Raw genomic sequence first — 22839 nt, forward strand, 5'->3', positions numbered from 1 at the left:
CGATGGGGGCTGCACTGCAGCGGATCCGTGGCGTGCGCCGCCCGGGTCTGGCCATCCGTTCCCTGGGTGCCGTGGGTGCGGTGGTTCCGCTGCTCGCGCTGGTGTTCGTGCTCGTGACCCTGCTGCTCGAGGCGCTGCCCGCGATCAGGGTCAACGGGCTGCACTTCTTTACCGCGACCGACTGGAACCCCGGCAACACGTATGGCGACGCCGTCGTCACCCGTGGCGTCCAACATCCGGTCGGCGCCTACTACGGGGCGTTGCCGCTGATCGTCGGGACCCTGGCGACCTCGGCGATCGCCCTGATCATCGGGGTACCGGTGTCGATCGGGGCCGCGCTGGTGATCGTGGAGCGGTTGCCGAAGCGTCTCGCGTCGGCCATCGGGATGGTGCTCGAACTGCTCGCCGGCATCCCCAGCGTCGTCGTCGGCCTGTGGGGCGCAATGACGTTCGGGCCGTTCATCGCCCACTACGTGGCTCCGGTGATCGCCCGCAACGCCCCCGACGTGCCGGTGCTGAGCTACTTCCGCGGCAACACCGGTAACGGCGAGGGCTTGTTGGTGTCCGGCCTGGTGCTGGCGGTGATGGTCATTCCCATCATCGCCAGCACCACCCGCGACCTGATCCGGCAGGTGCCCGTGTTGCCCCGCGAGGGTGCCGTCGCACTGGGGATGACCGACTGGGAGTGCGCGCGGCGGGTCACCCTGCCGTGGGTGTCGAGCGGCATCGTCGGCGCCGTCGTGCTCGGGCTCGGGCGCGCATTGGGCGAGACGATGGCCGTCGCCATGGTGTCGGGCGCGGTGCTGGGCGCGATGCCCACCAACATCTACGCGACGATGACCACCATCGCCGCCACCGTTGTGTCGCAGCTGGATTCGGCGATGACCGACTTCACCGACTTCGCGGTGAAGACGCTTGCCGAGGTCTCCCTGGTGCTCATGGTGATCACGTTGCTGACCAACGTCGCGGCCCGCGCGATGGTGCGGCGGGTGTCGGGCACGGCGCTGCCGGTGGGGCGGGGTATCTGACGTGGTCGGTACCCGACGCAAGGTCGTCAACGCGCTGTTCTGGGGCGCGTGCGTGTGCTGCCTGGCGGTGGTGGTCGTGCCGACGCTGTGGATGCTGATCGAGGTCGTCGGGCGTGCGTTACCGGTCTTCAAATGGAGTGTGTTGACCGAAAACACCCGCGGCAACGGTGGTGGCCTGCGCAACGCGATCGTCGGGACCGTCGTCGTCGGCGTCGGCGTCATGCTGGTCGGGGGCACCGTCAGCGTGTTGACCGGCATCTATCTCTCCGAATTCGCCGGTGGCAGAATGCGTTCCGTTCTGCGCGGCGCCTACGAAATGCTGTCCGGCATCCCGTCGATCGTGCTCGGCTACGTCGGCTATCTGGCCCTGGTGGTGAAGTTCCACTGGGGGTTTTCCCTGGCGGCCGGGGTGCTGACGCTTTCGGCGATGAGCATTCCGTACATCGCCAAGGCCACCGAATCCGCGCTTGCACAGGTGCCCACGTCCTACCGGGAGGGGGCAGAGGCGCTGGGGCTGCCGCTCGGTTGGACGCTGCGCAAAATCGTGCTCAAGTCGGCGATCCCCGGGATCGTCACCGGTCTGCTGGTGGCGCTCGCGCTGGCGGTCGGCGAGACGGCGCCGATGTTGTACACGGCGGGCTGGTCGAATTCGGTGCCGAGCGGAAAGCTCACCGACTCACCGGTCGGCTACCTGACTTACCCGATCTGGACGTTCTACAACCTGCCCTCGAAGGCGGCTCGCAACCTGTCCTACGACGCGGCGTTCCTGCTGATCGTGTTCGTGTTGCTGCTGATCATCCTCGGGCGCCTGATCACCTGGTTCGCACGGCGGCACTCGGAATCGCAATGACCCCCGGTTAGGCCCCGTTGCCTGGCAGCCGCACAACCTGAACGAAGAACTCGTCGATCTGACGGACGGCCTTCATGAATTGGTCCAGGTCAACGGGTTTGGTGACGTAGGCATTGGCGTGCAGTTTGTAGCTCTTCAGGATGTCCTCCTCGGCCGAGGAGGTGGTGAGCACCACGACGGGGATGCGAGCCAGGTCGGGGTCGGACTTGATCTTCTCCAGCAGCTGGCGGCCGTCGTATTTGGGCAGATTCAGGTCGAGCAGGATGAGGTCGGGCCGCGGCGCGTCGGCGAACTCACCGCGCCGGTAAAGGTAATTGAGGCCTTCCTCCCCGTCGTGGGCGACGTGGAGCCTGTTCTTGAGCTTGTTGTGCTCGAACGCTTCTCGGGTGATGAGCTCATCGCCCGGGTCATCCTCGACGAGCAGGATGTCGATTGCCCTGCCTTCCGGGGTGGTCATTGATGCGCTCCTTCCAAAGCAACCGAGTCTGCTTCGTCGACGGGTTCGGGCATGGGAAGGGTGAATTCGAATCGGGTCCCCTCGGTGTAGGACGTGTCGATCCGGACGGTGCCGCCGTGGTGCTCGATGATCTTCTTGACCAGTGCCAGGCCTACTCCGGTGCCGGCGTACACATCCCGGCCGTGCAGCCGCTGGAAGATCACGAAGACCTTGTCGGAGAATTCCTCCGGGATGCCGATTCCGTTGTCCGCCACGCTCAGCACCCATTCGCCGTCATGGGTGCCGGTGCCCGGCGCGCATTCGATGACGACGCAAGGCCGACGGTCCTTGTGCCGGAACTTGATCGCGTTGCCGATCAAGTTCTGCCACAGCATTGTCAGCAGCATCGGATCCCCGACGATCTGCGGGAGCGGCTGCGCCGGCCGCACGATTTGTGCATCCGTTTCCTCAACCGCGACGGCCAGGTTCGACAGGCCGGCATCGAGCGTCGCGTCGAGTTGCACCTCGGTTTCGGTGGTGCCCAGCCGGCCGACCCGGGAGAAGGTGAGCAGGTCGTTGATCAGCGCCTGCATGCGTTTGGCGCCGTCGACCGCGAACCCGATGTATTCGATGCCGCGTTCGTCGAGCTTGTCGCCGTAGCGCTTTTCCAGCAGCTGGCAAAAGGATGCCACCTTGCGCAGCGGCTCCTGCAGGTCATGGGATGCGACGTAGGCGAACTGCTCCAGCTCGGTGTTGGATCGCCGTAATTCCGCGGCCTGGTCGTCCAGCTGCGCCTGGGCATTCTGCGAAACCGCGAGTTCCTCGACGATGCGCTTGCGCATGTCCTCCACGTCGATCGCCATCTTCCGAATGTCCCTGGGCCGCCGCGGAGGCGAGATCGTCTCCTCGAAATTGCCCTCGGTTATCCGCCGGCAGGCCGCGGCCAGCGCCGCGATCGGCCGGGTGATCGCGGCGCGGCTGAGCAGCCCCAGCAGCAGGGCCGCCCCGATGACGATCAGCACCGTGGTGCCCAGCACCCAATCCCGCCAGCCGTTGATCTCGTTGAGCTCATCTATGGCAGCCGCCCTGGCCAACGCCAGGTGCGTGTTCTGCGTCTCGAAAAGCTCACGCAGATGGTCGAATTTGACCTTGCCCATGTCGGCCGTGCGGGGGCTGACGTACGCCGGAGTCTTGGGAGCCACGTTGGCGATCAGTGGCTCGGCATAGTTTGTCCGCCAGTCGGCGGCGGCGGCTTCCACCGCGTCCAGATCGGCCATCAGCTCCGCGCGTCCGCCCACCAGACGCCGAATTTCGTCGGCCGCATCCTGTTCGGCACGCTGCCCGTCGTAATACGGCGCGAGGAACTGCCGGTCGGCGGCGATCATGTAGCCGCGCATGCCCGTCTCCTGGTCCCGCAGCGCCGACTGCAAACGCACCGCGGCGACGCGCGCCGGCTGAATGTTCTGGGCCAATTGGCGCGACACCTCGTCGGTGCGATGCAGCAACGCGGCGCCGACCAACGCCCCGACGAGCACCGTCACCCCCATGACCCACAGCACCAACGCCAGCCATCCCCGCACGGTGAGCTCGGTGAGCCGAAGCGGACGCGATGCCATCACGTGGTAGTCCTCTCGACGCGCAGGACGGCGATGTCATCGGTCAGACCGCCGCGTGGCTGGGCGAGTTCCTGGGCGCCGTTGATCAGCGCGTCGACGAACGCGTGGCCGGGCCGATCCGCGTGCGCGCGCGCCAGGGCAAGCAGGCCGTCCTCGCCGAGGCGCTGCGCGCCCTTTCCCGAATATCCCTCGAAGAGTCCGTCGGTCAGCAAGAGCAGGGCATGCCCGGTCGGCAGGTCCAGCTCCTCGGACGGCCAATCGCCGGCGTGCAGGCCCAGTGCCGGGCCACCCGCCGGCTCGTGCCACTGGACGGTTCCCCCGGCCTGCACCAACATCCCGGGATGGCCGGCACGGATGACGTTGACTCGCGGGCTGTCGGGCGCGATTTCGAGGCTGAGCACGGTCGCGAAGACCCCGGTGTCGGTTCGTTCCGAATACAAGACCCGCTCGAGTTGGCGCATCAGTTCCACGCCGTGCACACCAGCGAAGGTGAGCGCTCGAAACGCGATCCGCAATGCCGCGCCCAGCGCCGCCTCGTGCGGACCGTGTCCGGCGACGTCACCGATCAGCACGTGCACGATCCGGTCGGGCGTCTGGACGACGTCATAGAAGTCGCCGCACAGCAGTGCGTCTTCGCGGCTCGGCCGGTACCGGGCGACGATGTCGACGCCCGGGTTGTCCAGCAGCAGCGGCGAGGGCAGCAGGCCGCGTTCCAGCAGCGCGTTCTCCCGGGCCCGCAACTGCGTCGCATGCAGATCGGCGGCGATGAGTTCGGCGCGCTTGCGCTCGATGGCGTACAGCAGCGCGCGGCGCAGCATCTCCGGCTCGACCCGGCCCTTGACCATGTAGTCCTGCGCACCGGCGGCGACGGCCGAAGCACCGAAGTACTCGTCGTTCAGTCCGGTGAGCACCACGATAGGGACGGTGCCGTCGACGTGGGCGATGCGGTTCAGCGCGTCGATTCCACTGGCGTCGGGCAGGTGCAGGTCCAGCAGCACGCAGTCGGGCCGGGCGGATTTCAGCTCGCGTTCGGCATCCGCCATCGACTGCGCCCACACCACCCGGATGTCGGTGACCGCGTCGGCGATCAGGTCTTCCACCAGCACCGCGTCGGCGCGGTCGTCCTCGACCAACAGCAACGACAAGGACTGCCAGCTCGCCGTCGGGGTGACTGGGGCGCGCGTCGGTATCAATTCCCGGCCATCTGTAGACGGGCAGGGGCAGTCACGTGTTGCACCGTAGACCCCCTTGCCGCGATAAGACCCTTGCCTCGGTGGTCGGACGCGAGTCGGTGCCTGTTTACCGACCGTCAGTGCGGGCTTCACGCACCGAGTGGAGATCCTAGGCGGTGCGGCTCGGCTTTTCCCAGCGGCATCGCCGGAAAACGTGTCAGCGCAGCAACGCCCGTGACATCACCACGCGCTGAATCTGATTGGTGCCTTCGTAGATCTGAGTGATCTTGGCGTCGCGCATCATCCGCTCGACGGGAAAGTCGATGGTGTAGCCGGCGCCGCCGAACAGCTGCACCGCGTCGGTGGTCACCTCCATCGCGACGTCGGAAGCCAGGCACTTGGATGCCGCGGAGATGAAGCCCAGGTGGGATTCGCCGCGCTCGGCGCGGGCGGCGGCGTGATACACCATCAGCCGGGCGGACTCCACCTTCATGGCCATGTCGGCGAGCATGAACTGCACACCCTGGTTGTCGCTGACCGGACGGCCGAACTGCTTGCGGTCCTTGGTGTAGCCGATGGCGGCGTCCAGCGCGCCCTGGGCGATGCCGACGGCCTGGGCGCCGATGGTGGGCCGGGTGTGGTCCAGCGTGGCGAGCGCGGTCTTGAAGCCGGTGCCCGGCTCGCCGATGATCCGATCGCCCGGAATGCGGCAGTTCTCGAAGTACAGCTCGGTGGTCGGCGAGCCTTTGATGCCCAGCTTCTTCTCCTTCGGACCGACGCTGAAGCCCTCGTCGTCCTTGTGCACCATGAACGACGAGATGCCGTTGGCGCCCTTGTCCGGATCGGTCACGGCCATCACCGTGTACCAGCTCGACTTGCCGCCGTTGGTGATCCAGCACTTGGCGCCGTTGAGAATCCAGTCGTCCCCGTCGGCCTTGGCCCGGGTCCGCATCGACGCCGCGTCGCTGCCGGCCTCGCGCTCGCTCAGCGCGTAGGACGCCATCGCCGAGCCGTCCGCGATCGACGGCAGCACCTGCTTCTTGAGCTCGTCGGAGCCCCGCAGGATCAGCCCCATGGTGCCCAGCTTGTTGACCGCGGGAATCAGCGACGCCGACGTGTCGACGCGGGCGACCTCCTCGATCACGATGCACGCCGCCACCGAGTCCGCACCCTGCCCGCCGTACTCCTCGGGCACGTGCACGGCGTTGAACCCGGAGGCGTTCAGCGCCTCCAGCGCCTCGTCGGGGAAGCGGGAATTCTCGTCCACGTCGGCGGCGTGCGGAGCGATCTCCTTCTCCGCCAGCGCGCGGATGGCCGCGCGCAGCTCCTGGTGCTCTGCGGGCAGTTGAAACAGATCGAAGTCGGGGTTTCCGGCCCAGCCAGCCATTGTGAGAGCCTCCTAATCTTCTTGCTACTCGCCGGTAACTTTACCCTGACGCTGCTGCAGCGCCTCATCCTTGGCCCGCACGCTGCGCGCCAGCTCTTCTTGGAACTCGACGAGTCGCGCACGCAGCGCCGGGTCCGACGACCCCAGGATGCGCACGGCGAGCAGGCCGGCGTTGCGGGCCCCGCCGATGGAGACGGTGGCCACCGGGACACCCGCGGGCATCTGCACGATCGACAGCAACGAGTCCAGGCCGTCGAGACGTGCCAGCGGCACCGGCACGCCGATCACCGGCAGCGGCGTCGCGGACGCGACCATTCCGGGCAGGTGCGCGGCTCCCCCGGCGCCGGCGATGATCACCTCGAGGCCGCGCCCGGCCGCGTCGCGGGCATAGTCGAACATCGCCTGCGGGGTGCGGTGCGCGGAGACAACCCGGACCTCGGCCGGCACGTCGAACTCGGCCAGCGCCGCCGCGGCGTCCTGCATAACCGACCAGTCGCTGTCGCTGCCCATGATCACCCCGACGCGCGCCTGCTGAGCATCACCCATGCGGATCCCATCCGTCCGTCCACTGCCCGTGTGACAACCAGTGTGCCGCCAGCTCGGCGCGTTCCCGCAGCTTCGTCACGTTTTCCTGATCCGCCGGCCCGGGGCCGACGAAGTTGATGTGCCCGACCTTGCGGCCGGGGCGTTCTTCTTTGCCGTAGAGGTGGACCCGGGCGTCGGGCATCCGCGCGAACAAATGATGCAGCCGCTCGTCCACGCTCATCCGCGGGACTTCGGGAGCGCCCAGCACGTTCGCCATCACGGTGACCGGCGCGAGGGCGTCGGTATCGCCGAGTGGATAGTCCAGCACGGCACGCACATGCTGTTCGAACTGACTGGTGCGCGACCCGTCCATGGTCCAGTGCCCGGAGTTGTGCGGCCGCATCGCCAGCTCGTTGACCAGCAGCGCACCGTCGACCGTTTCGAACAGCTCGACCGCGAGCACCCCGACCACGCCGAGTTCGGCCGCTAACCGCAACGCCAGCCGCTGCGCTTCGGCGGCCCGTTCGCCGGGCAACTCCGGGGCGGGCGCGATCACCTGCACGCAGATCCCGTCCCGTTGCACCGTCTCGACGACCGGCCACGCCGCGCCCTGACCGAACGGTGACCGCGCCACCAACGCCGACAACTCCCGGCGCAGATTCACCTGCTCCTCGGCCATCACCGGCACGCCGTCGGCCAGGAACGCGGCCGCGATCTCACTCGCGTGCGACGGGTCGCGCGCCATCCGCACCCCGCGCCCGTCGTAACCACCGCGCACCGCCTTCACGACCACGGGGCCAACGATGCGCCGCGCGAAGGCGTCGAGTTCGTCGACGCTCCGGATCTCGGCGTAGCGGGGCACCGGGACGCCGAGGGCCTCGAGCCGCCGCCGCATGACGAGCTTGTCCTGCGCGTGCACCAGCGCCTGCGGCGGCGGCGCCACGTTGACGCCCTCGGCGACCAGCTTCTCCAGCAGTTCGTTCGGCACGTGCTCGTGGTCGAAGGTCAGCACGTCGGCGCCCGCCGCGACCCGGCGCAGGGCCTCGAGGTCGGTGTGTGAGCCGATCACCACGTCGGGCGCGACCAGCGCGGCCGGCTCGTCGGCGGCGGTGGCCAGCACCCGCAGCGTCTGGCCCAGCGCGATCGCCGCCTGGTGGGTCATCCGGGCGAGCTGACCGCCGCCGACCATCGCGACGACGGGGACGACGCGGGGGCCGGCCCGGGTGGCAGCGGGGGGCGTCTCGAGGGGGGCGGCGCCCGGCGGGCGTGTACTCGGCACGGCCATCATGGTGTCACGGCGAAACAATGCGGCGCTAAAGGCGTGTTGACCGGGGCTGACACCGAATTGTTATGTAGTATTTTGCGTCGAATTTGTGTCCGTCCGTACACTGACGTGTTGTGTCCTTCGCCGAAGCCACGATCACGCGTCTACCTAGGGTTATGCAGCCCTATTTGCTACGCCACCACGAACTGATCAAATTCGCCATCGTCGGCGGAACCACATTCGTCATCGACTCGGCGATTTTCTACACGCTGAAGCTGACAATTCTGGAACCCAAACCGGTGACCGCGAAGGTGATCGCCGGCATTGTGGCAGTCATCGCCTCCTACGTGCTGAACCGGGAATGGAGCTTCCGTAATCGCGGTGGGCGCGAGCGCCACCACGAGGCGCTGCTGTTCTTCGCGTTCAGCGGCGTGGGGGTGCTGCTCTCCATGGCACCCCTGTGGTTCTCCAGCTACGTGTTGCAGCTGCGCGAGCCGACGGTGTCGCTGGCGGTGGAAAACGTCGCCGACTTCATCTCGGCCTACATCATCGGCAACTTGCTGCAGATGGCATTCCGGTTCTGGGCGTTCCGGCGCTGGGTGTTCCCCGACCAGTTCGCCCGGGACCCCGAGAAGGCCCTGGAATCCGCGCTTACCGCCGGTGGCATCGCCGAAATCTTCGAGGACGAGATCGAGGGCGGCAACGTCACTCTGCTGCGCGCCTGGCGCAACCGGGCCGGCCGGCTGGGTCAGCTGGGCGATTCCTCCGAACCCAGGGTGTCGAAGACTTCGTGATATAGCAGCGCGTGCACCTCGCGCAGCCGCGGAATGTCGGAGAACTCCAACGGATCTTGTGACGCCGATTCGATGATCAGCGTCCCGGTGCGGAACATGCGCTCGATGATCCGGTCGCGGAATTCCACGCTGTTGATCCGGGCCAGCGGGATGTCGATGCCGGTGCGAGTGGCCACCCCGTGCCGAAACATCACCCGCCGGTTGGTCACCACGAAGTGGGTGGTCAGCCAGCTCAGGAACGGCCACAGCGTCAGCCAGCCGACGATCACCAGCCAGATGCCCCAGATGACGCCGTAGATGATGTTCTTGGCGAGCTGCTCCCAGTGCGTCGAATTGAGATATCCCGAGCCGAACGCGGCCAGGCCGGTCACCAGAATGAACACCAACACCGGCCAGATCAGCCGCTTCCAGTGCGGGTGGCGGTGCACGATGACGTGTTCGCCGGCGGCCAGAACGTTATCCGGGTAGCCCATGCCCGCCGACATTAGCTGTGCACCGCGACAATCCGCGGGCAACTAGCGCAAATGCACCACGTCGCCGGCCGAGACGACGACGCCCTGCCCGCCACTTTCCAGACACAGCCTGCCCTGGTCATCGATGCCGCTCGCGGTCCCGTCGACCTGTTTGCCGCCGGGCAGGTGCGCGCGCACCCGGGTGCCGATGGTCAGGCTGCGTGCCCGGTAGTCGGCGGCCAGCGCCCAGTCGGCGCCGCGCGCGGCGCGCCAGGCCACGATCCGCCGGCCCAGCTCGCGCAGCAGGTCGGACACCAGCCGGGTGCGGTCCGGCATTGCCACCCCGAGGTCGACCAGCGAAGTCGCATCCTCGATGCCGTCGGGAGCCTGAAACACGTTGAGCCCCAATCCGATCACCACCACCGGCTTCGCCACCCCGGCGAGGATTCCGGCCAGCTTGCCCGGCGAGTCCGGCGGACCCGCCAGCACGTCGTTGGGCCATTTGAGACCAGCCCGCGCCCCCGTCGCCGCCAGCAGCGGCGTCACGGTGTCGACGACCGCCACCCCGGTGGCCAGCGGCAGCCAGCCCCATCCGGTGGTCGGCACGTCGACGACGCTGACCCCGAACGACATGGTGATCTGCGCGCGCGGCGTGGCCGACCAGCCGCGGCCGTGCCGCCCGCGCCCCGCGGTCTGGTGTTCGGCGATCAGCACCGCACCGGCGACGTCGTCGCCCGCCGCCGCGCGCGCCAGCAGGTCGGCGTTGGTGGAGCCGGTCTGCTCGACGACGTCGAGCTTGCGCCAGCCCAGCCCGGTCCCGATCAACTCGGCGCGCAGCGCGCTCTCATCCAACGGTGCCCGGGGCTGATCTCGTTCTGTCACCGCACCCAGCCTAGAACTCAGGGCCGACGGTCGCGCATGTCCAGAACCGCCAAATGGCTGAACAGCATGCTGGTTCCGATCGGGTTGCCGCCGCCGGGATACGCGGTGCCGCTGGGCGCGGCCATGGTGTTGCCGGCGGCGTAGAGGCCGGGGATCGGATTGCCGTTCGCGTCGAGCACCCGCGCCGCGGTGTCGGTGCGCAGACCGCCCTTAGTGCCCAGATCCGAGATGCCGAACGCCGCCGCGTGATACGGCGGGCGGTCGATGGGCACCAGCGGCGAGGCGCCCCCCGAGAACGCGCGGTCGAACGCCTCGTCGCCCCGGCCGAAGTCTTGGTCGACCCCGGCGGCGGCGAATTCGTTGAACCGGGCCACGGTTGCGGCCAGCGCAGGCCCCGGCACGCCGATCTTGGCGGCGAGTTCCTCGAGGGTGTTCGCGGTGTGCCAGAGGCCTGCGGCGACGTACTTCTCGGTCTCGACGATGGTGACGTTGGCCGCCTTCACCGGCGGCACCTCGCCCTCCTTGTCGTCGTAGATCATCCAGTACGGCAACGTGATCGACCCGTCCTGCAGCTGCGCGATGATCTCGCGGCCGGCCCGGTCGTAGGCCCGGGACTCGTTGACGAACCGGTTGCCGTCGTGGTTGACGAAGATGCCGCCGGTGAACCACAGCGCGAACGCCGAGCGGCCGTCGGGGTGGGTCATGCCCGGCGACCACCACGCCTGGTCCAGTAGGTCGGTGTCGGCGCCCGCGGCGATGCCGGCCTGCAGCGCCAGGCCACGACTTCCCGGGCCGCCCATGGTGTCCCGCGACGTTCCCGGCACGCCGTAGCGCCGCCGCAGCTCCTCGTTGGCTTCGAAGCCCCCGGCGGCCAGCAGCACCCCGCGCCGGGCGCGGATGGCACGGCGCTCGCCGTCGGTCTCGACGACCGCTCCCGTCACCCGGCCGTCCGAAACCACCACCTCGACCAGGGCGGTGTCACGCCGCAGCAACGCCGCCGGGTACTGCCCGATGGCCTTGAGGAACCGCGCGATCAGCGCGCGCCCCCCGACGTAGTAGTCGGACGGGGGTTCGGCGCCGAGCCGGTCGGTGTCCAGCGGCCCGCGGATCGCCTCGCGGTATTCGGGGGCGGCGGCCACCGCCAGCGGCTTGGCCGCGATGTGGCGCTGACCGTCCAGGCGCGCCTTCGGCGCCGTGCCGTAGTAGTCGGGCCAGGGCAACGGCACGAACTTCAGGTTGGGGTCGGCCTCCAGGTACTCGATCAGCCCGGCGCCGCCGCGCACAAACGTCTCCTGCAGTTCGCGGGGGGTGCGATCGCCCACCACGGCGCGGTAGTAGGTGAGCGCGTCCTCGATGGTGTCGTCTGTGCCGGCGCGAACCAGCACGGGATTGCACGGGAACCAGACGCCGCCCCCGCCCGAGTAAGCGGTGGTGCCACCGAGTTTGGACGTCGCCTCGACCAGCACGACGTCGAGACCTTCGCGCGCCGCGGTGTACGCACCGGTCACACCGCCGCCGCCCGACCCCGCAACCAGCACGTCGCATTCGGCCACCCAGTCCGCGGTTCCCAACGGGCGGGCGTCCATCAGCGGAGACTACCTCGCCGCTAAGCTCGACTCCCATGACGAGCGTTACCGACCACACTGCGGAACCCGCCGCCGAGCACACCATCGACATCCACACCACCGCGGGCAAGCTGGCCGAGCTGCACAAGCGCAGGGAAGAGTCGCTGCACCCGGTGGGCGAAGAGGCCGTCGAGAAGGTGCACGCCAAGGGCAAGCTGACCGCCCGCGAGCGCATCCTCGCCCTGCTCGACGAGGACTCGTTCGTGGAGCTCGACGCGCTGGCCCGGCACCGCAGCAAGAACTTCGGCCTGGAGAACAACCGCCCGCTGGGTGACGGCGTGATCACCGGCTACGGCACCATCGACGGCCGCGACGTGTGCATCTTCAGCCAGGACGCCACGGTGTTCGGCGGCAGCCTCGGCGAGGTCTACGGCGAGAAGATCGTCAAGATCCAGGAGCTGGCGATCAAGACCGGCCGCCCGCTGATCGGCATCAACGACGGCGCCGGCGCGCGGATCCAGGAGGGCGTCGTCTCGCTGGGCCTGTACAGCAAGATCTTCCGGAACAACATCCTGGCCTCCGGCGTCATCCCGCAGATCTCGCTGATCATGGGCGCCGCCGCCGGCGGGCACGTGTACTCCCCCGCCCTGACCGACTTCGTGGTCATGGTCGACCAGACCAGCCAGATGTTCATCACCGGACCCGACGTCATCAAGACCGTCACCGGTGAGGACGTCACCATGGAGGAGCTGGGCGGCGCCCACACCCACATGGCCAAGTCGGGCACCCTGCACTATGTCGCCTCCGGCGAGCAGGACGCCTTCGACTGGGTGCGCGACCTGCTGAGCTACCTGCCGCCCAACAACGCCACCGACGCGCCGCGCTACGCCGAGCCGCATCCGCCGGGCGCCATCGAGGACCACCTCACCGAGGAGGACCTCGAGCTGGACACGCTGATCCCGGACTCGCCCAACCAGCCGTACGACATGCACGAGGTGATCACCCGCATCCTCGACGACGACGAGTTCCTGGAGGTCCAGGGCGGTTACGCGCAGAACATCGTCGTCGGATTCGGTCGCATCGAAGGCCGGCCGGTCGGGATCGTGGCCAACCAGCCGACCCAGTTCGCCGGCTGCCTGGACATCAACGCCTCGGAGAAGGCGGCCCGGTTCGTGCGGACCTGCGACTGCTTCAACATCCCGATCATCATGCTGGTGGACGTCCCGGGCTTCCTGCCGGGCACCGGCCAGGAGTACAACGGCATCATTCGCCGCGGCGCCAAGCTGCTGTTCGCCTACGGCGAGGCCACCGTCCCGAAGATCACCGTCATCACCCGCAAGGCCTACGGCGGCGCCTACTGCGTCATGGGCTCCAAGGACATGGGCTGCGACGTCAACCTGGCGTGGCCGTCGGCGCAGATCGCCGTGATGGGCGCCTCCGGCGCCGTCGGGTTCGTCTACCGCAAACAACTGAGCGAGGCCGCCCGCAACGGCGAGGACGTCGACGCGCTGCGGCTGCAACTGCAGCAGGAGTACGAGGACACGCTGGTCAACCCGTACGTCGCCGCCGAGCGCGGCTACGTCGACGCGGTGATCCCGCCCTCGCACACCCGCGGTTACATCGGCACGGCGCTGCGCCTGCTGGAACGCAAGATCTCCCACCTGCCCCCCAAGAAGCACGGGAACATTCCGCTATGAGCCAGACGACCGACGACACCGCGACCGGCGACGCGTCCCAGCCGCAGCCGCACGAGCCGCACATCCAGATCCTCAGGGGCCAACCCACCGTCGAGGAGGTGGCCGCGCTGGTCGCGGTGCTGGGCTGCGCCGGCGGTGCGCCGGAGCCCGAGCAGCCCGAGCACACCCGCTGGGGCCTTCCGGTCGACCGGCTGCGTTTCGCGATGACCAACTATCAGCGGCTCACGTTCCAGCAAATGACTCACATGAGGCATTGACCCGCCTGGTGCTGGCGTCGGCCTCCTCCGGCCGGCTCAAGGTGCTACGCCAGGCCGGCGTCGATCCGCTGGTCGTGGTGTCCGGCGTCGACGAGGATGCCGTCGCCGCCGCGCTCGGTCCGGATGCGCCGCCCGACGACGTGGTGTGCGCCCTGGCCCGGGCCAAGGCCGAACAGGTGGCCGGCGAGCTGGACAGCGGCGTCGCGGCCGATTGCCTTGTCGTTGGCTGCGATTCGATGCTCTGCGTCGACGACCGGCTGTGCGGGAAGCCCGGCTCGGCCGATGCCGCGGTGAGCCAGTGGCGCCTGATGGGTGGCCGCTCCGGCGAGCTGCACACCGGGCACTGCCTGCTGCGGCTGCGCGACGGCGCCATCACCCACCGCGAAGTCGAATCACTATGCACGACAGTTCATTTTGCCACCCCGTCGGACGCGGACCTGCGGGCTTATGTCGCCCACGGCGAACCGTGGCACGTGGCCGGCGGCTTCACCCTGGACGGCCTGGGCGGCTGGTTCGTCGACCGCATCGACGGCGACCCGTCGAACGTGATCGGTGTCAGCTTGCCGCTGCTGCGGTCGCTGCTGGGGCGGGTCGGGCTGTCGGTATCCGCACTGTGGGACGCCAACTAGCCCTGACGGTAGGCTCGGCAGCGTGGCATTACCACCCGATCCAAGCCCGACATTGTCGGCTTACGCCCACCCCGAGCGACTGGTCACCGCCGACTGGCTGTCCGCCCACCAAGGCACCCCCGGTCTGGCGATCGTCGAATCCGACGAGGACGTTCTGCTCTACGACGTCGGTCACATCCCCGGCGCGGTGAAGGTCGACTGGCACACCGACCTCAACGACCCCCGGGTCCGCGATTACATCGACGGGGCGCAGTTCGCGGAGTTGATGGACCGCAAGGGCATCGCCCGCGACGACACCGTCGTGATCTACGGCGACAAGAGCAACTGGTGGGCGGCGTACGCGCTGTGGGTGTTCACGCTGTTCGGCCACCCCGACGTGCGGCTGCTCAACGGCGGCCGTGACCTGTGGCTGGCCGAGCGCCGGGAGACCACGCTGGACGTCCCCACCAAGACGTCCAGCGGCTACCCCGTCGTCACCCGCAACGACGAACCCATCCGCGCCTTCAAGGACGACGTGCTGGGCATCCTCGGCAGCCAGCCGCTGATCGACGTGCGCTCGCCGGACGAGTACACCGGCAAGCGCACGCACATGCCCGACTACCCCGAGGAAGGCGTGCTGCGCGGCGGCCACATCCCCACCGCGCGGTCGATCCCGTGGGCCAAGGCGGTCGACGAGAGCGGCCGGTTCCGCAGCCGCGAGGAGCTCGAGGAGCTCTACGGCTTCATCGAGCCGGACGACAAGACCGTCGTGTACTGCCGGATCGGCGAGCGGTCCAGCCACACCTGGTTCGTGCTGACGCATCTGCTCGGCAAGCCCGGGGTGCGCAACTACGACGGATCGTGGACGGAGTGGGGCAACACCGTGCGCACGCCGATCGTGGCGGGTGAAGAACCGGGCGCCGTTCCGGTCTGATGGAGCCGCGATGACTCTGCCCGCTCCCCTGGCCGAGGTGGTGTCCGACTTCGCCGAAGTCGAGGGCCAGGACAAACTGGCCCTGCTGCTGGAATTCGCCAACGAGCTTCCGGCCCTGCCGCCCGACCTCCAAGAGGCGGCCATGGAACCGGTGCCCGAATGCCAGACCCCGCTGTTCCTGCATGTCGACGCCAGCGACCCCGACCGGGTGCGGCTGCACTTCAGCGCACCCGCCGAATCGCCGACCACGCGGGGGTTCGCGTCGATCCTCGCCGCCGGCCTCGACGAACAGCCCGCCGCCGACATCTTGGCGGTGCCCGAGGATTTCTACACCGACCTCGGGCTGGCCGCGCTGATCAGCCCGCTGCGGTTGCGCGGCTTGTCGGCGATGCTCGCCCGGATCAAACGGCGGCTGCGAGCTACCGCCGAGTAAACCCCGAATTGCGACACCGCTCGTCGGGCTGAACGGCGCGGCGCTTAGACTTCCCGTGAACTCGTTGTAAGAAATTCTCTTAAAGACGCACGCAGAGAACTCTCTGCAGATAGGCCAAACAGGAGGCGCAGTGGCCAGTCACGCCAGCTCAAGGATCTCCAAGGTGCTCGTCGCCAACCGCGGCGAAATCGCAGTCCGGGTGATCCGGGCGGCCCGCGACGCGGGCCTGTCCAGCGTGGCGGTCTACGCCGAACCCGACGCCGACGCGCCGCACGTGCGCCTCGCCGACGAGGCGTTCGCCCTGGGCGGTCAGACGTCGGCGGAGTCGTACCTGGACTTCGGCAAGCTCCTGGACGCGGCGGCCAAGTCCGGCGCCAACGCCGTCCACCCCGGCTACGGCTTCCTGTCGGAGAACGCCGATTTCGCGCAGGCCGTTCTCGACGCCGGCCTGATCTGGATCGGGCCCAGCCCGCAGTCCATCCGCGACCTCGGTGACAAGGTCACCGCCCGCCACATCGCCGCCCGCGCGCAGGCCCCGCTGGTGCCCGGCACCCCCGACCCGGTCAAGGACGCCGACGAGGTGGTGGCATTCGCCAAGGAGTACGGCGTGCCGATCGCGATCAAGGCGGCGTTCGGCGGCGGCGGGCGCGGCATGAAGGTGGCCCGCACCATCGAGGAGATCCCCGAGCTGTTCGAGTCGGCCACCCGCGAGGCCGTCGCGGCGTTCGGCCGCGGCGAGTGCTTCGTCGAGCGCTACCTGGACAAGCCGCGCCACGTCGAGGCGCAGGTGATCGCCGACCAGCATGGCAACGTCATCGTCGCCGGCACCCGCGACTGCTCGCTGCAGCGCCGCTTCCAGAAGCTGGTCGAAGAGGCGCCGGCGCCGTTCCTGACCGACGCGCAGCGCAAGGAGATCCACGAGTCGGCCAAGCGGATCTGCAAGGAAGCCCACTACTACGGCGCCGGGACCGTCGAATACCTGGTCGGCCAGGACGGCCTGATCTCCTTCCTGGAGGTCAACACCCGTCTGCAGGTCGAGCACCCGGTCACCGAGGAGACCGCCGGCATCGACCTGGTGCTGCAGCAGTTCAAGATCGCCAACGGCGAGAAGCTGGACCTCACCGAGGACCCGACGCCGCGCGGGCACGCGATCGAATTCCGGATCAACGGCGAGGACGCCGGACGCGGCTTCCTGCCCGCCCCCGGTCCGGTCACCCGCTACGACATCCCGACCGGGCCCGGCGTCCGGCTGGACTCGGGTGTCGAGGCCGGTTCGGTCATCGGCGGCCAGTTCGACTCCATGCTGTCCAAGCTGATCGTGCACGGCGCCACCCGCGAGGAGGCGCTCGCCCGCTCGCGTCGGGCCCTGGACGAGTTCCACGTCGAGGGTCTGGCCACCGTCATCCCGTTCCACCGCGCCGTGGTGTCCGACCCGGCGTTCATCGGTGACGACGAGGGGTTCTCGGTGCACACCCGCTGGATCGAGACCGAGTGGAACAACACCATCGAACCGTTCACCGGCGGCGCGCCGCTGGACGAAGAGGACGCCCGGCCGCGCCAGAAGGTGGTCGTGGAGGTCGGCGGGCGCCGGCTCGAGGTGTCGCTGCCCGGCGACCTGGCGCTGTCCAACGGTGGCGCCGCCGACCCGGCCGGTGTCATCCGCAAGAAGCCCAAGGCGCGCAAGCGCGGGTCGCACGCGGGCGCGGCCGCCTCGGGCGACGCGGTCACCGCGCCCATGCAGGGCACCGTGGTCAAGGTCGCGGTCGAGGAAGGCCAGGAGGTCGCCGCGGGCGACCTGGTGGTGGTGCTCGAGGCGATGAAGATGGAGAACCCGGTCACCGCGCACAAGGACGGTGTGATCACCGGGCTTGCGGTCGAGGCCGGTGCGGCCATCACCCAGGGCACGGTGCTCGCCGAGATCAAGTAGCGCGGGCGCACAGATTTCACCGACAAGTTGTAGGGCCCGGCTACCGCGAGTAGGGTTGCGGTCAAGGTTGAGTTCACAGCCGCCGGGGATACGTCAATGACGTGGGGGGTAGGCGGAATTCCCTCCTTCTCAGACCTCTTTCACGTAGCTGACGTATCCGCAGCATTATTTCCTGAATGGGATGGAGTCAGCGATGTCTGTGGCCCAATCCTGGCAGCGAAGCCGCACAGCACAATTCACCGCCCGTTGGGGCCCGACGGGCACCCTGATCACGGTCGACGGTGAGCTCGACGCTGCCAACGCCGATCAACTCGCCGCATATGTGCGGCAGGGCACCAGCCGCTCCCGGCGGTTGATCCTTGACCTGCGCGGCCTGAAATTCATTGGTACCGCGGGCTTTTCGGCGCTGCACCGGATCAATGTGGCATGCTCGGGCGCCCAGGTGTCCTGGGCGATGGCGCCGAGCCCGGCCGTGGCCAGGTTGCTGCGCGTCTGCGATCCGGACGCAACCCTGCCGGTGACGACGCCGAAGGACGAACCGCTGCTGGAACCGCTGTGGGTCGAAGAAGAGCCGCGCCTGCTACTGCAACTGGTCCCGGAGCCGAGTTAGCGACTTCGCCAGCAGCCGCGACACGTGCATCTGGGAGATGCCGACCCGCTCGGCGATCTGGGTCTGCGTCATCGACTCGAAGAATCGCAGCACCAACACCGTCCGCTCCCGCTCGGGCAGCGCCTCGAGCAGTGGACGCAGCGATTCCTGATCCTCGATGCGGTCCAGTCCGGTGTCGACGTCGCCGAGGGTGTCCGCGATGGCGCGGGCTTCCTCTTCCTCGCCACCGCCACCGCTGTCGATGGACAAGGTGTTGTAGGAACTGCCGGCCACCAGGCCCTCGACCACCTCTTCCCGATCCATGTCGAGCTCCGCGGCGAGTTCGGTCGCGGTGGGCGCCCGGCCCAGCCGTTGCGACAGTTCGGCGGTGGCGGTGCCCAGCCGCAGGTGCAGCTCCTTGAGCCGCCGCGGAACCTTGACCGACCAGCTGTTGTCGCGGAAGTGGCGCCGGACCTCGCCCATGATCGTGGGCACCGCGAACGAGACGAAGTCCGAGCCGGCGTTGACGTCGAAACGGACCACCGCGTTGACCAAGCCGACCCGCGCCACCTGAACCAGGTCGTCGCGCGGTTCGCCGCGTCCCTCGAAGCGGCGCGCGATGTGGTCGGCGAGCGGCAGACAACGCTCGACGATTTTGTCCTGTTGACGCTGGAATTCCATGGAGTCGGGTGTGGCACGGGCCAACTCACGGAACATGTCCGGGACATCGGCGTATTCGTTCGGCCGTGAAACCGAACCGCCGGCAGCTCGCGCTGTCACCTGCTGGAGGCCGCCCGTCGCGCCGTCAGCGTGATGCCGAAAACACTGCCGGCTTCATTGGGTTCGCGACCGTCATGGAAGGTCTGGACGTCGTCGGCCAGTGACGTCAGCACATGCCAGCTGAAGCTGCCGGGCGCCACGACGTCGTGGGTGTCGCACGCCGCGGAGGCTTCCACCACCAATTGGTCGTCTTGCGGGTCGACCACGACGATCAACGTCGCGTGGGGGGTGGCCGAACGAATCAACCGGGTGCACACTTCATCGACCGCGAGCCGCAGGTCCGCCACCGCATCGAAATCCAGATCCTCGAAGGTGCCGATGGCACCAACCAGGGTGCGCAGCATCGCGAGGTTCTCCAGGCGCGCGGCAACGTGAAGTTCGACGGCGCGGTGGCCGCGCGGACGCTTGTCAGCGCGCTTTCCAGCATCGTTCATATGGTCTCCCGGCAATGATTGACTGACACCACTACTGCCTCGCAGTCCGCCGTGGACCTCGCGCTCGAGCCGGTCAGTCATGATCGCCGCCGGGTATTCCGCCCGCCATCGCCGGGGTCACGCTGGTCATATTCGTAGTCGTCGCAGTAGTAGGCATCTTTATGTCGGTGTGTTCGTGGTGCTGTGCCCCATGATGGGGTGACCACGCTAACGCAACCGTTCCGGCACTCATCATGGTGCAAACCTGATACCCACAACTTCACACCGGTAACCTAGCAATTGGCTTTCATGCGCAATTTCACACGCCCGGCGTCGGGGCAGGTCACCCGCCAAAAAGCCACGCCAGAGATCGGCCGATTGGCGACCAGGCCTAGCTGGCCGGCCGTTGCCGGTGCACCTCGGGGTGTTCGGTGTACCAGCGATCAGCGATCCTGCGAATCCTGCGGTGCTCCACCGCGAGCCAGGCCAGCCCCAGCACCGTGGCGATGACCGCGATGACGCCCGCGGTCACGCCCACGTGGTGATGTCCGCTGGCGAAGGCCGACAGACTGCCACAGGCGCCGATCACGCCGACGACGACTAAGAGGTACCCGGGCCAGAGCAGGACGTCGATCAGCGACTCGCCGGCGAGCGGTCGCGTTGTCCTCAGATGGTCGACGGGGTCGTGATAGGTGTCTCCCATAGCTGCTCCTCACCGCATCATCAACGTTAGATCGCGGGAGCACAAACCTAAAGAGCCAGTACCGGACCGGCGATCGGGGCGACACCCATGGCGACCATCAGCGCCATCGCGGTCAGGAGAAACCAGCCCGCGCCGTGCCATCCCCACCAGGTCCCCCGGGCCTTCCACACCAGATAGGTGCGCACGAACGCCCAGATGCCGGCGCCGAGTGCGATGAGCGGACCCCCGAACGCCAACAGGGTGCGCTGCGGCGGACCGCACGCCACCGTGTCCACGCCCACCCCCGGGCAGGTACTCACCCACACGGCGGCGATCAACAGGAAGCCGACGGCGGCCAGCGTGGACAGGACAGCAAACCGGACGGCGGCGAGCACCTCGCCGTCCTGCTGGCCCAGGCGGTCACCGCCCGGTCGCTCGTCCGCTTTCTGCATCGTCCCCACAACCCCTAATGGGCACCGGTTCGGCCCCACCCTAAGTTCATCGCTCGCCACGTCGCAATGGTTACCGCGCTATGGCATGTCGTCCGGTGGGCCCCCGACGACACCGTCGGCGCCGCGACCCTCCCGGGCGCCAATACCGCGCTGGTAGCAGCGGAATACGCTCGAAAATAAATACCCGGCGGCAAACCAAAGTAAACGAGATCGACGTGAGGTCAAGTGCTACCTCAGATCCCGCAGCGCCGCGCGGATCGCCCGCAGCGCGGCGTCGATCTCCGCGCGCGAGACGCTCAGCGCCGGGCGGAACCGGACACCGTCGCGACCCGACGGCAGCACGATGACCGCGCGGCGCCACAGCCGGCGGATCAGCTCGTCGCGGTCGGCGGCGGTCGGCAGGCTGAACGCACACATCAGGCCGCGGCCACGGGGATCGAGCACCACGCCGGGAAATTCGCCTGCGAGCTCCTCGAGGCGTCCGCGCAGGTAGGCACCCTGTTCGGCGGCGCGGTCGAACAGTCCCTCGGCTTCGATCACCTCCAGGATGCGACGGGCCCGCACCATGTCGGCCAGGTTGCCGCCCCACGTCGAGTTCACCCGCGAGGAGACCGCGAACACGTTGTCGGTGACCTCGTCGACCCGGCGGCCCGCCATGACACCGCACACCTGAGTCTTCTTGCCGAACGCCACGGCGTCCGGCTGCACGCCCAATTGCTGGTAGGCCCACGGTGTTCCGGTCAGCCCGCAGCCGGTCTGCACCTCGTCGAAGATCAGCAAAGCGTCGTATTCGTCGCACAGCGCGCGCATGGCCGCGAAGAACCCGGGCCGGAAGTGACGGTCGCCGCCCTCACCCTGAATGGGTTCGGCGACGAAGCAGGCGATGTCGTGCGGGTGGGATTCGAAGGCCGCGCGGGCCTGGCGCAGCGACTCGGCTTCGGCCGCCGCCATCCCCGCCCCGTCCAGGCCGGGCCGGATGAACGGGGCGTCGATGCGTGGCCAGTCGAACTTCGGGAAGCGGGCCACCGTGACCGGCTTGGTGTTGGTCAGCGACAGCGTGTATCCGCTCCGCCCGTGGAACGCGCCGCTCAGGTGCAGCACCCGGGTGCCCAGCGCCGGGTCGATCCCGCGGGCCTCGTTACGCCGGCTCTTCCAGTCGAACGCCACCTTGAGCGCGTTCTCCACGGCGAGCGCGCCACCGTCCACGAAGAACAGGTGCGGCAGGGCCGGGTCGCCCAGCACCCGGGCGAAGGTTTCGACGAAACCGGCCATCGCCACCGAGTACACATCGGAGTTGCTGGGCTTGTTCAGCGCGGCCTGCGCCAGCTCGGCGCGGAAGTCCTGGTCGCCGGCCAGCGCGGGGTGGTTCATGCCCAGCGCCGAGGAGGCGAAGAAGGTGAACATGTCCAGGTAGCGCCGGCCATCGCGGGCGTCATACAGGTAGGAACCGGTGGACCGGTCCAGATCGAGCACGAAGTCGAAACCGTCGACCAGAATGCTGCGCGCCAGCACCTCGTGGACCCGGTCGGGCTCGGTGCGCCGACCGGCGCGGGTGCGGCGTTCCACGGCGGCGGTCATGGCGCCCATGGTAGCTGTTTTTTACGGAATCATGAGGCTTGCGCCGTATATTTTATGGTATTCGTTGCCGATCAACGTAAAAAGTATTCAGAATGATGGTGCTTCGCGTCTTGACGTTCGCGGCCGTTCGGATCCGCTGCAGCAGGTCCTCCAGCGCCCGGGCGGATTCGACCCGCACCAGGAGGACGTAGCTTTCCTCGCCGGCCACCGAGTGACACGATTCGATCTCCTCGATGTGCTCGAGACGGGCGGGCGCATCATCGGGTTGAGAGGGATCCAGAGGAGTGATGGCCACGAACGCCGACAGCCGATGCCCGACCGCCTCCGGGTCGATGCGCGCCGAGTATCCCGAGATCACGCCGCGCGCCTCGAGCCTGCGCACCCGCGACTGCACCGCCGAGACCGACAGCCGGGCGCTGGCGGCCAGCTCCGCCAACGTCGCACGGCCGTCGGCGACCAGTTCGCGCACCAGAATCCGGTCGACATCGTCGAGCGTCTCACTCATGGCCGGAGACTAT

General features: G+C 68.3%; 25 protein-coding genes. 10 read left to right on the plus strand and 15 right to left on the minus strand.

The features are described from left to right. Nucleotides 1–2: 2 nt before the first annotated feature. Nucleotides 3–1028, plus strand: a complete 1026-nt coding sequence (gene pstC, locus G6N50_RS14310; protein ID WP_142275693.1) for a phosphate ABC transporter permease subunit PstC — start codon at nt 3–5, stop codon at nt 1026–1028. 1 nt (nt 1029) lies between these two features. Next, the gene (pstA, locus tag G6N50_RS14315; RefSeq protein WP_083097906.1) at nt 1030–1878 is read left to right on the plus strand and encodes a phosphate ABC transporter permease PstA; all 849 of its coding nucleotides are present in this window, start codon (nt 1030–1032) and stop codon (nt 1876–1878) included. 7 nt (nt 1879–1885) lie between these two features. Here the strand turns inward: pstA and G6N50_RS14320 are convergent, their stop codons facing one another. The 6 genes from G6N50_RS14320 to G6N50_RS14345 all read right to left on the minus strand — a co-directional run bounded on the left by G6N50_RS14320 (nt 1886) and on the right by G6N50_RS14345 (nt 8302). Further along, a complete protein-coding gene (locus tag G6N50_RS14320; protein ID WP_083097908.1) occupies nt 1886–2335 on the minus strand; it encodes a response regulator in 450 nt (149 codons plus the stop codon). Next, nucleotides 2332–3933 (minus strand): sensor histidine kinase, encoded by a 1602-nt coding sequence (locus tag G6N50_RS14325; RefSeq protein WP_083097909.1) that lies wholly within the window; start codon nt 3931–3933, stop codon nt 2332–2334. The genes G6N50_RS14320 and G6N50_RS14325 overlap by 4 nt, the downstream gene beginning before the upstream one ends. Then, nucleotides 3930–5075 carry a PP2C family protein-serine/threonine phosphatase gene (locus tag G6N50_RS14330; RefSeq protein ID WP_142275692.1) on the minus strand — a complete coding sequence of 382 codons (1146 nt, stop codon included), beginning with the start codon at nt 5073–5075 and terminating at the stop codon, nt 3930–3932. The genes G6N50_RS14325 and G6N50_RS14330 overlap by 4 nt, the downstream gene beginning before the upstream one ends. A gap of 244 nt (nt 5076–5319) precedes the next feature. Then, nucleotides 5320–6489 carry an acyl-CoA dehydrogenase gene (locus G6N50_RS14335; RefSeq protein ID WP_083097912.1) on the minus strand — a complete coding sequence of 390 codons (1170 nt, stop codon included), beginning with the start codon at nt 6487–6489 and terminating at the stop codon, nt 5320–5322. A 24-nt stretch (nt 6490–6513) separates the two neighbouring features. Continuing rightward, nucleotides 6514–7035, minus strand: coding sequence for a 5-(carboxyamino)imidazole ribonucleotide mutase (gene purE, locus G6N50_RS14340; RefSeq protein WP_083097914.1), 522 nt, complete (start codon nt 7033–7035; stop codon nt 6514–6516). Continuing rightward, a complete protein-coding gene (locus tag G6N50_RS14345) occupies nt 7028–8302 on the minus strand; it encodes a 5-(carboxyamino)imidazole ribonucleotide synthase (RefSeq protein WP_372509993.1) in 1275 nt (424 codons plus the stop codon). Before G6N50_RS14345 ends, purE begins: the two co-directional genes overlap by 8 nt. Before the next feature lie 110 nt (nt 8303–8412). On the opposite strand from G6N50_RS14345, the gene G6N50_RS14350 reads away from it, so the two are divergent. Beyond that, entirely contained in the window at nt 8413–9072 is a 660-nt protein-coding gene (locus tag G6N50_RS14350) for a GtrA family protein (RefSeq protein WP_083099709.1), read from the plus strand. Here the strand turns inward: G6N50_RS14350 and G6N50_RS14355 are convergent. From G6N50_RS14355 to G6N50_RS14365, 3 genes are read right to left on the minus strand one after another with little or no spacing between them, the layout of a single operon-like run. Beyond that, entirely contained in the window at nt 9027–9545 is a 519-nt protein-coding gene (locus G6N50_RS14355) for a PH domain-containing protein (RefSeq protein ID WP_083099715.1), read from the minus strand. The genes G6N50_RS14350 and G6N50_RS14355 overlap by 46 nt on opposite strands. Before the next feature lie 42 nt (nt 9546–9587). Beyond that, nucleotides 9588–10406: a biotin--[acetyl-CoA-carboxylase] ligase gene (locus G6N50_RS14360; protein ID WP_083099707.1), complete on the minus strand. Its 819-nt coding sequence runs from the start codon at nt 10404–10406 to the stop codon at nt 9588–9590. Nucleotides 10407–10423: 17 nt separating this feature from the next. Next, the gene (locus G6N50_RS14365; protein WP_083099706.1) at nt 10424–11992 is read right to left on the minus strand and encodes an FAD-binding protein; all 1569 of its coding nucleotides are present in this window, start codon (nt 11990–11992) and stop codon (nt 10424–10426) included. Nucleotides 11993–12027: 35 nt separating this feature from the next. Between G6N50_RS14365 and G6N50_RS14370 the strand changes: the two genes are divergently transcribed. From G6N50_RS14370 to G6N50_RS14400, 7 genes are all read left to right on the plus strand, one after another. Continuing rightward, the gene (locus G6N50_RS14370; RefSeq protein WP_083099704.1) at nt 12028–13668 is read left to right on the plus strand and encodes an acyl-CoA carboxylase subunit beta; all 1641 of its coding nucleotides are present in this window, start codon (nt 12028–12030) and stop codon (nt 13666–13668) included. After that, nucleotides 13665–13925, plus strand: a complete 261-nt coding sequence (locus G6N50_RS14375; protein ID WP_083099698.1) for an acyl-CoA carboxylase subunit epsilon — start codon at nt 13665–13667, stop codon at nt 13923–13925. The genes G6N50_RS14370 and G6N50_RS14375 overlap by 4 nt, the downstream gene beginning before the upstream one ends. Then, the gene (locus G6N50_RS14380) at nt 13922–14554 is read left to right on the plus strand and encodes a Maf family protein (RefSeq protein WP_083099697.1); all 633 of its coding nucleotides are present in this window, start codon (nt 13922–13924) and stop codon (nt 14552–14554) included. The genes G6N50_RS14375 and G6N50_RS14380 overlap by 4 nt, the downstream gene beginning before the upstream one ends. Before the next feature lie 22 nt (nt 14555–14576). Further along, nucleotides 14577–15467 carry a sulfurtransferase gene (locus G6N50_RS14385; RefSeq protein WP_083099695.1) on the plus strand — a complete coding sequence of 297 codons (891 nt, stop codon included), beginning with the start codon at nt 14577–14579 and terminating at the stop codon, nt 15465–15467. A 10-nt stretch (nt 15468–15477) separates the two neighbouring features. Beyond that, entirely contained in the window at nt 15478–15900 is a 423-nt protein-coding gene (locus G6N50_RS14390) for a SufE family protein (protein ID WP_067832512.1), read from the plus strand. A 130-nt stretch (nt 15901–16030) separates the two neighbouring features. Next, entirely contained in the window at nt 16031–17827 is a 1797-nt protein-coding gene (locus G6N50_RS14395; RefSeq protein ID WP_083099694.1) for an acetyl/propionyl/methylcrotonyl-CoA carboxylase subunit alpha, read from the plus strand. Between the two features lie 181 nt (nt 17828–18008). Next, the gene (locus G6N50_RS14400; RefSeq protein WP_083099692.1) at nt 18009–18437 is read left to right on the plus strand and encodes an STAS domain-containing protein; all 429 of its coding nucleotides are present in this window, start codon (nt 18009–18011) and stop codon (nt 18435–18437) included. Here G6N50_RS14400 and G6N50_RS14405 read toward each other — a convergent pair. The 6 genes from G6N50_RS14405 to G6N50_RS14430 form a co-directional block, all read right to left on the minus strand. Next, nucleotides 18408–19196, minus strand: coding sequence for an RNA polymerase sigma factor SigF (locus tag G6N50_RS14405; RefSeq protein ID WP_083099691.1), 789 nt, complete (start codon nt 19194–19196; stop codon nt 18408–18410). The genes G6N50_RS14400 and G6N50_RS14405 overlap by 30 nt on opposite strands. Then, entirely contained in the window at nt 19193–19630 is a 438-nt protein-coding gene (locus tag G6N50_RS14410) for an ATP-binding protein (RefSeq protein WP_083099689.1), read from the minus strand. The genes G6N50_RS14405 and G6N50_RS14410 overlap by 4 nt, the downstream gene beginning before the upstream one ends. A gap of 370 nt (nt 19631–20000) precedes the next feature. Beyond that, nucleotides 20001–20312, minus strand: coding sequence for a protein UsfY (gene usfY, locus G6N50_RS14415; RefSeq protein WP_083099688.1), 312 nt, complete (start codon nt 20310–20312; stop codon nt 20001–20003). A 47-nt stretch (nt 20313–20359) separates the two neighbouring features. Next, nucleotides 20360–20743 carry a hypothetical protein gene (locus G6N50_RS14420; RefSeq protein WP_083099686.1) on the minus strand — a complete coding sequence of 128 codons (384 nt, stop codon included), beginning with the start codon at nt 20741–20743 and terminating at the stop codon, nt 20360–20362. A gap of 228 nt (nt 20744–20971) precedes the next feature. Continuing rightward, nucleotides 20972–22321, minus strand: a complete 1350-nt coding sequence (gene lat, locus G6N50_RS14425; protein WP_083099714.1) for an L-lysine 6-transaminase — start codon at nt 22319–22321, stop codon at nt 20972–20974. 52 nt (nt 22322–22373) lie between these two features. Next, entirely contained in the window at nt 22374–22826 is a 453-nt protein-coding gene (locus tag G6N50_RS14430; RefSeq protein ID WP_083099685.1) for an Lrp/AsnC family transcriptional regulator, read from the minus strand. Nucleotides 22827–22839 lie beyond the last annotated feature (13 nt).

Origin of the sequence: Mycobacterium mantenii (assembly GCF_010731775.1) — a bacterium.
Classification (GTDB): Bacteria; Actinomycetota; Actinomycetes; order Mycobacteriales; family Mycobacteriaceae; genus Mycobacterium; species Mycobacterium mantenii.

Bases quoted from the DNA above. Each gene is read 5' to 3' on its own strand.
- G6N50_RS14365 (WP_083099706.1), bottom strand. From the start codon at position 11,992: ATGGACGCCCGCCCGTTGGGAACCGCGGACTGGGTGGCCGAATGCGAC.
- G6N50_RS14400 (WP_083099692.1), top strand. From the start codon at position 18,009: ATGGAGTCAGCGATGTCTGTGGCCCAATCCTGGCAGCGAAGCCGCACA.
- G6N50_RS14375 (WP_083099698.1), top strand. From the start codon at position 13,665: ATGAGCCAGACGACCGACGACACCGCGACCGGCGACGCGTCCCAGCCG.
- G6N50_RS14370 (WP_083099704.1), top strand. From the start codon at position 12,028: ATGACGAGCGTTACCGACCACACTGCGGAACCCGCCGCCGAGCACACC.
- G6N50_RS14410 (WP_083099689.1), bottom strand. From the start codon at position 19,630: ATGAACGATGCTGGAAAGCGCGCTGACAAGCGTCCGCGCGGCCACCGC.
- usfY (WP_083099688.1), bottom strand. From the start codon at position 20,312: ATGGGAGACACCTATCACGACCCCGTCGACCATCTGAGGACAACGCGA.
- G6N50_RS14345 (WP_372509993.1), bottom strand. From the start codon at position 8,302: ATGATGGCCGTGCCGAGTACACGCCCGCCGGGCGCCGCCCCCCTCGAG.
- G6N50_RS14355 (WP_083099715.1), bottom strand. From the start codon at position 9,545: ATGGGCTACCCGGATAACGTTCTGGCCGCCGGCGAACACGTCATCGTG.
- G6N50_RS14390 (WP_067832512.1), top strand. From the start codon at position 15,478: ATGACTCTGCCCGCTCCCCTGGCCGAGGTGGTGTCCGACTTCGCCGAA.
- lat (WP_083099714.1), bottom strand. From the start codon at position 22,321: ATGACCGCCGCCGTGGAACGCCGCACCCGCGCCGGTCGGCGCACCGAG.
- G6N50_RS14335 (WP_083097912.1), bottom strand. From the start codon at position 6,489: ATGGCTGGCTGGGCCGGAAACCCCGACTTCGATCTGTTTCAACTGCCC.
- G6N50_RS14420 (WP_083099686.1), bottom strand. From the start codon at position 20,743: ATGCAGAAAGCGGACGAGCGACCGGGCGGTGACCGCCTGGGCCAGCAG.
- pstC (WP_142275693.1), top strand. From the start codon at position 3: ATGGGGGCTGCACTGCAGCGGATCCGTGGCGTGCGCCGCCCGGGTCTG.
- G6N50_RS14320 (WP_083097908.1), bottom strand. From the start codon at position 2,335: ATGACCACCCCGGAAGGCAGGGCAATCGACATCCTGCTCGTCGAGGAT.
- purE (WP_083097914.1), bottom strand. From the start codon at position 7,035: ATGGGTGATGCTCAGCAGGCGCGCGTCGGGGTGATCATGGGCAGCGAC.
- G6N50_RS14430 (WP_083099685.1), bottom strand. From the start codon at position 22,826: ATGAGTGAGACGCTCGACGATGTCGACCGGATTCTGGTGCGCGAACTG.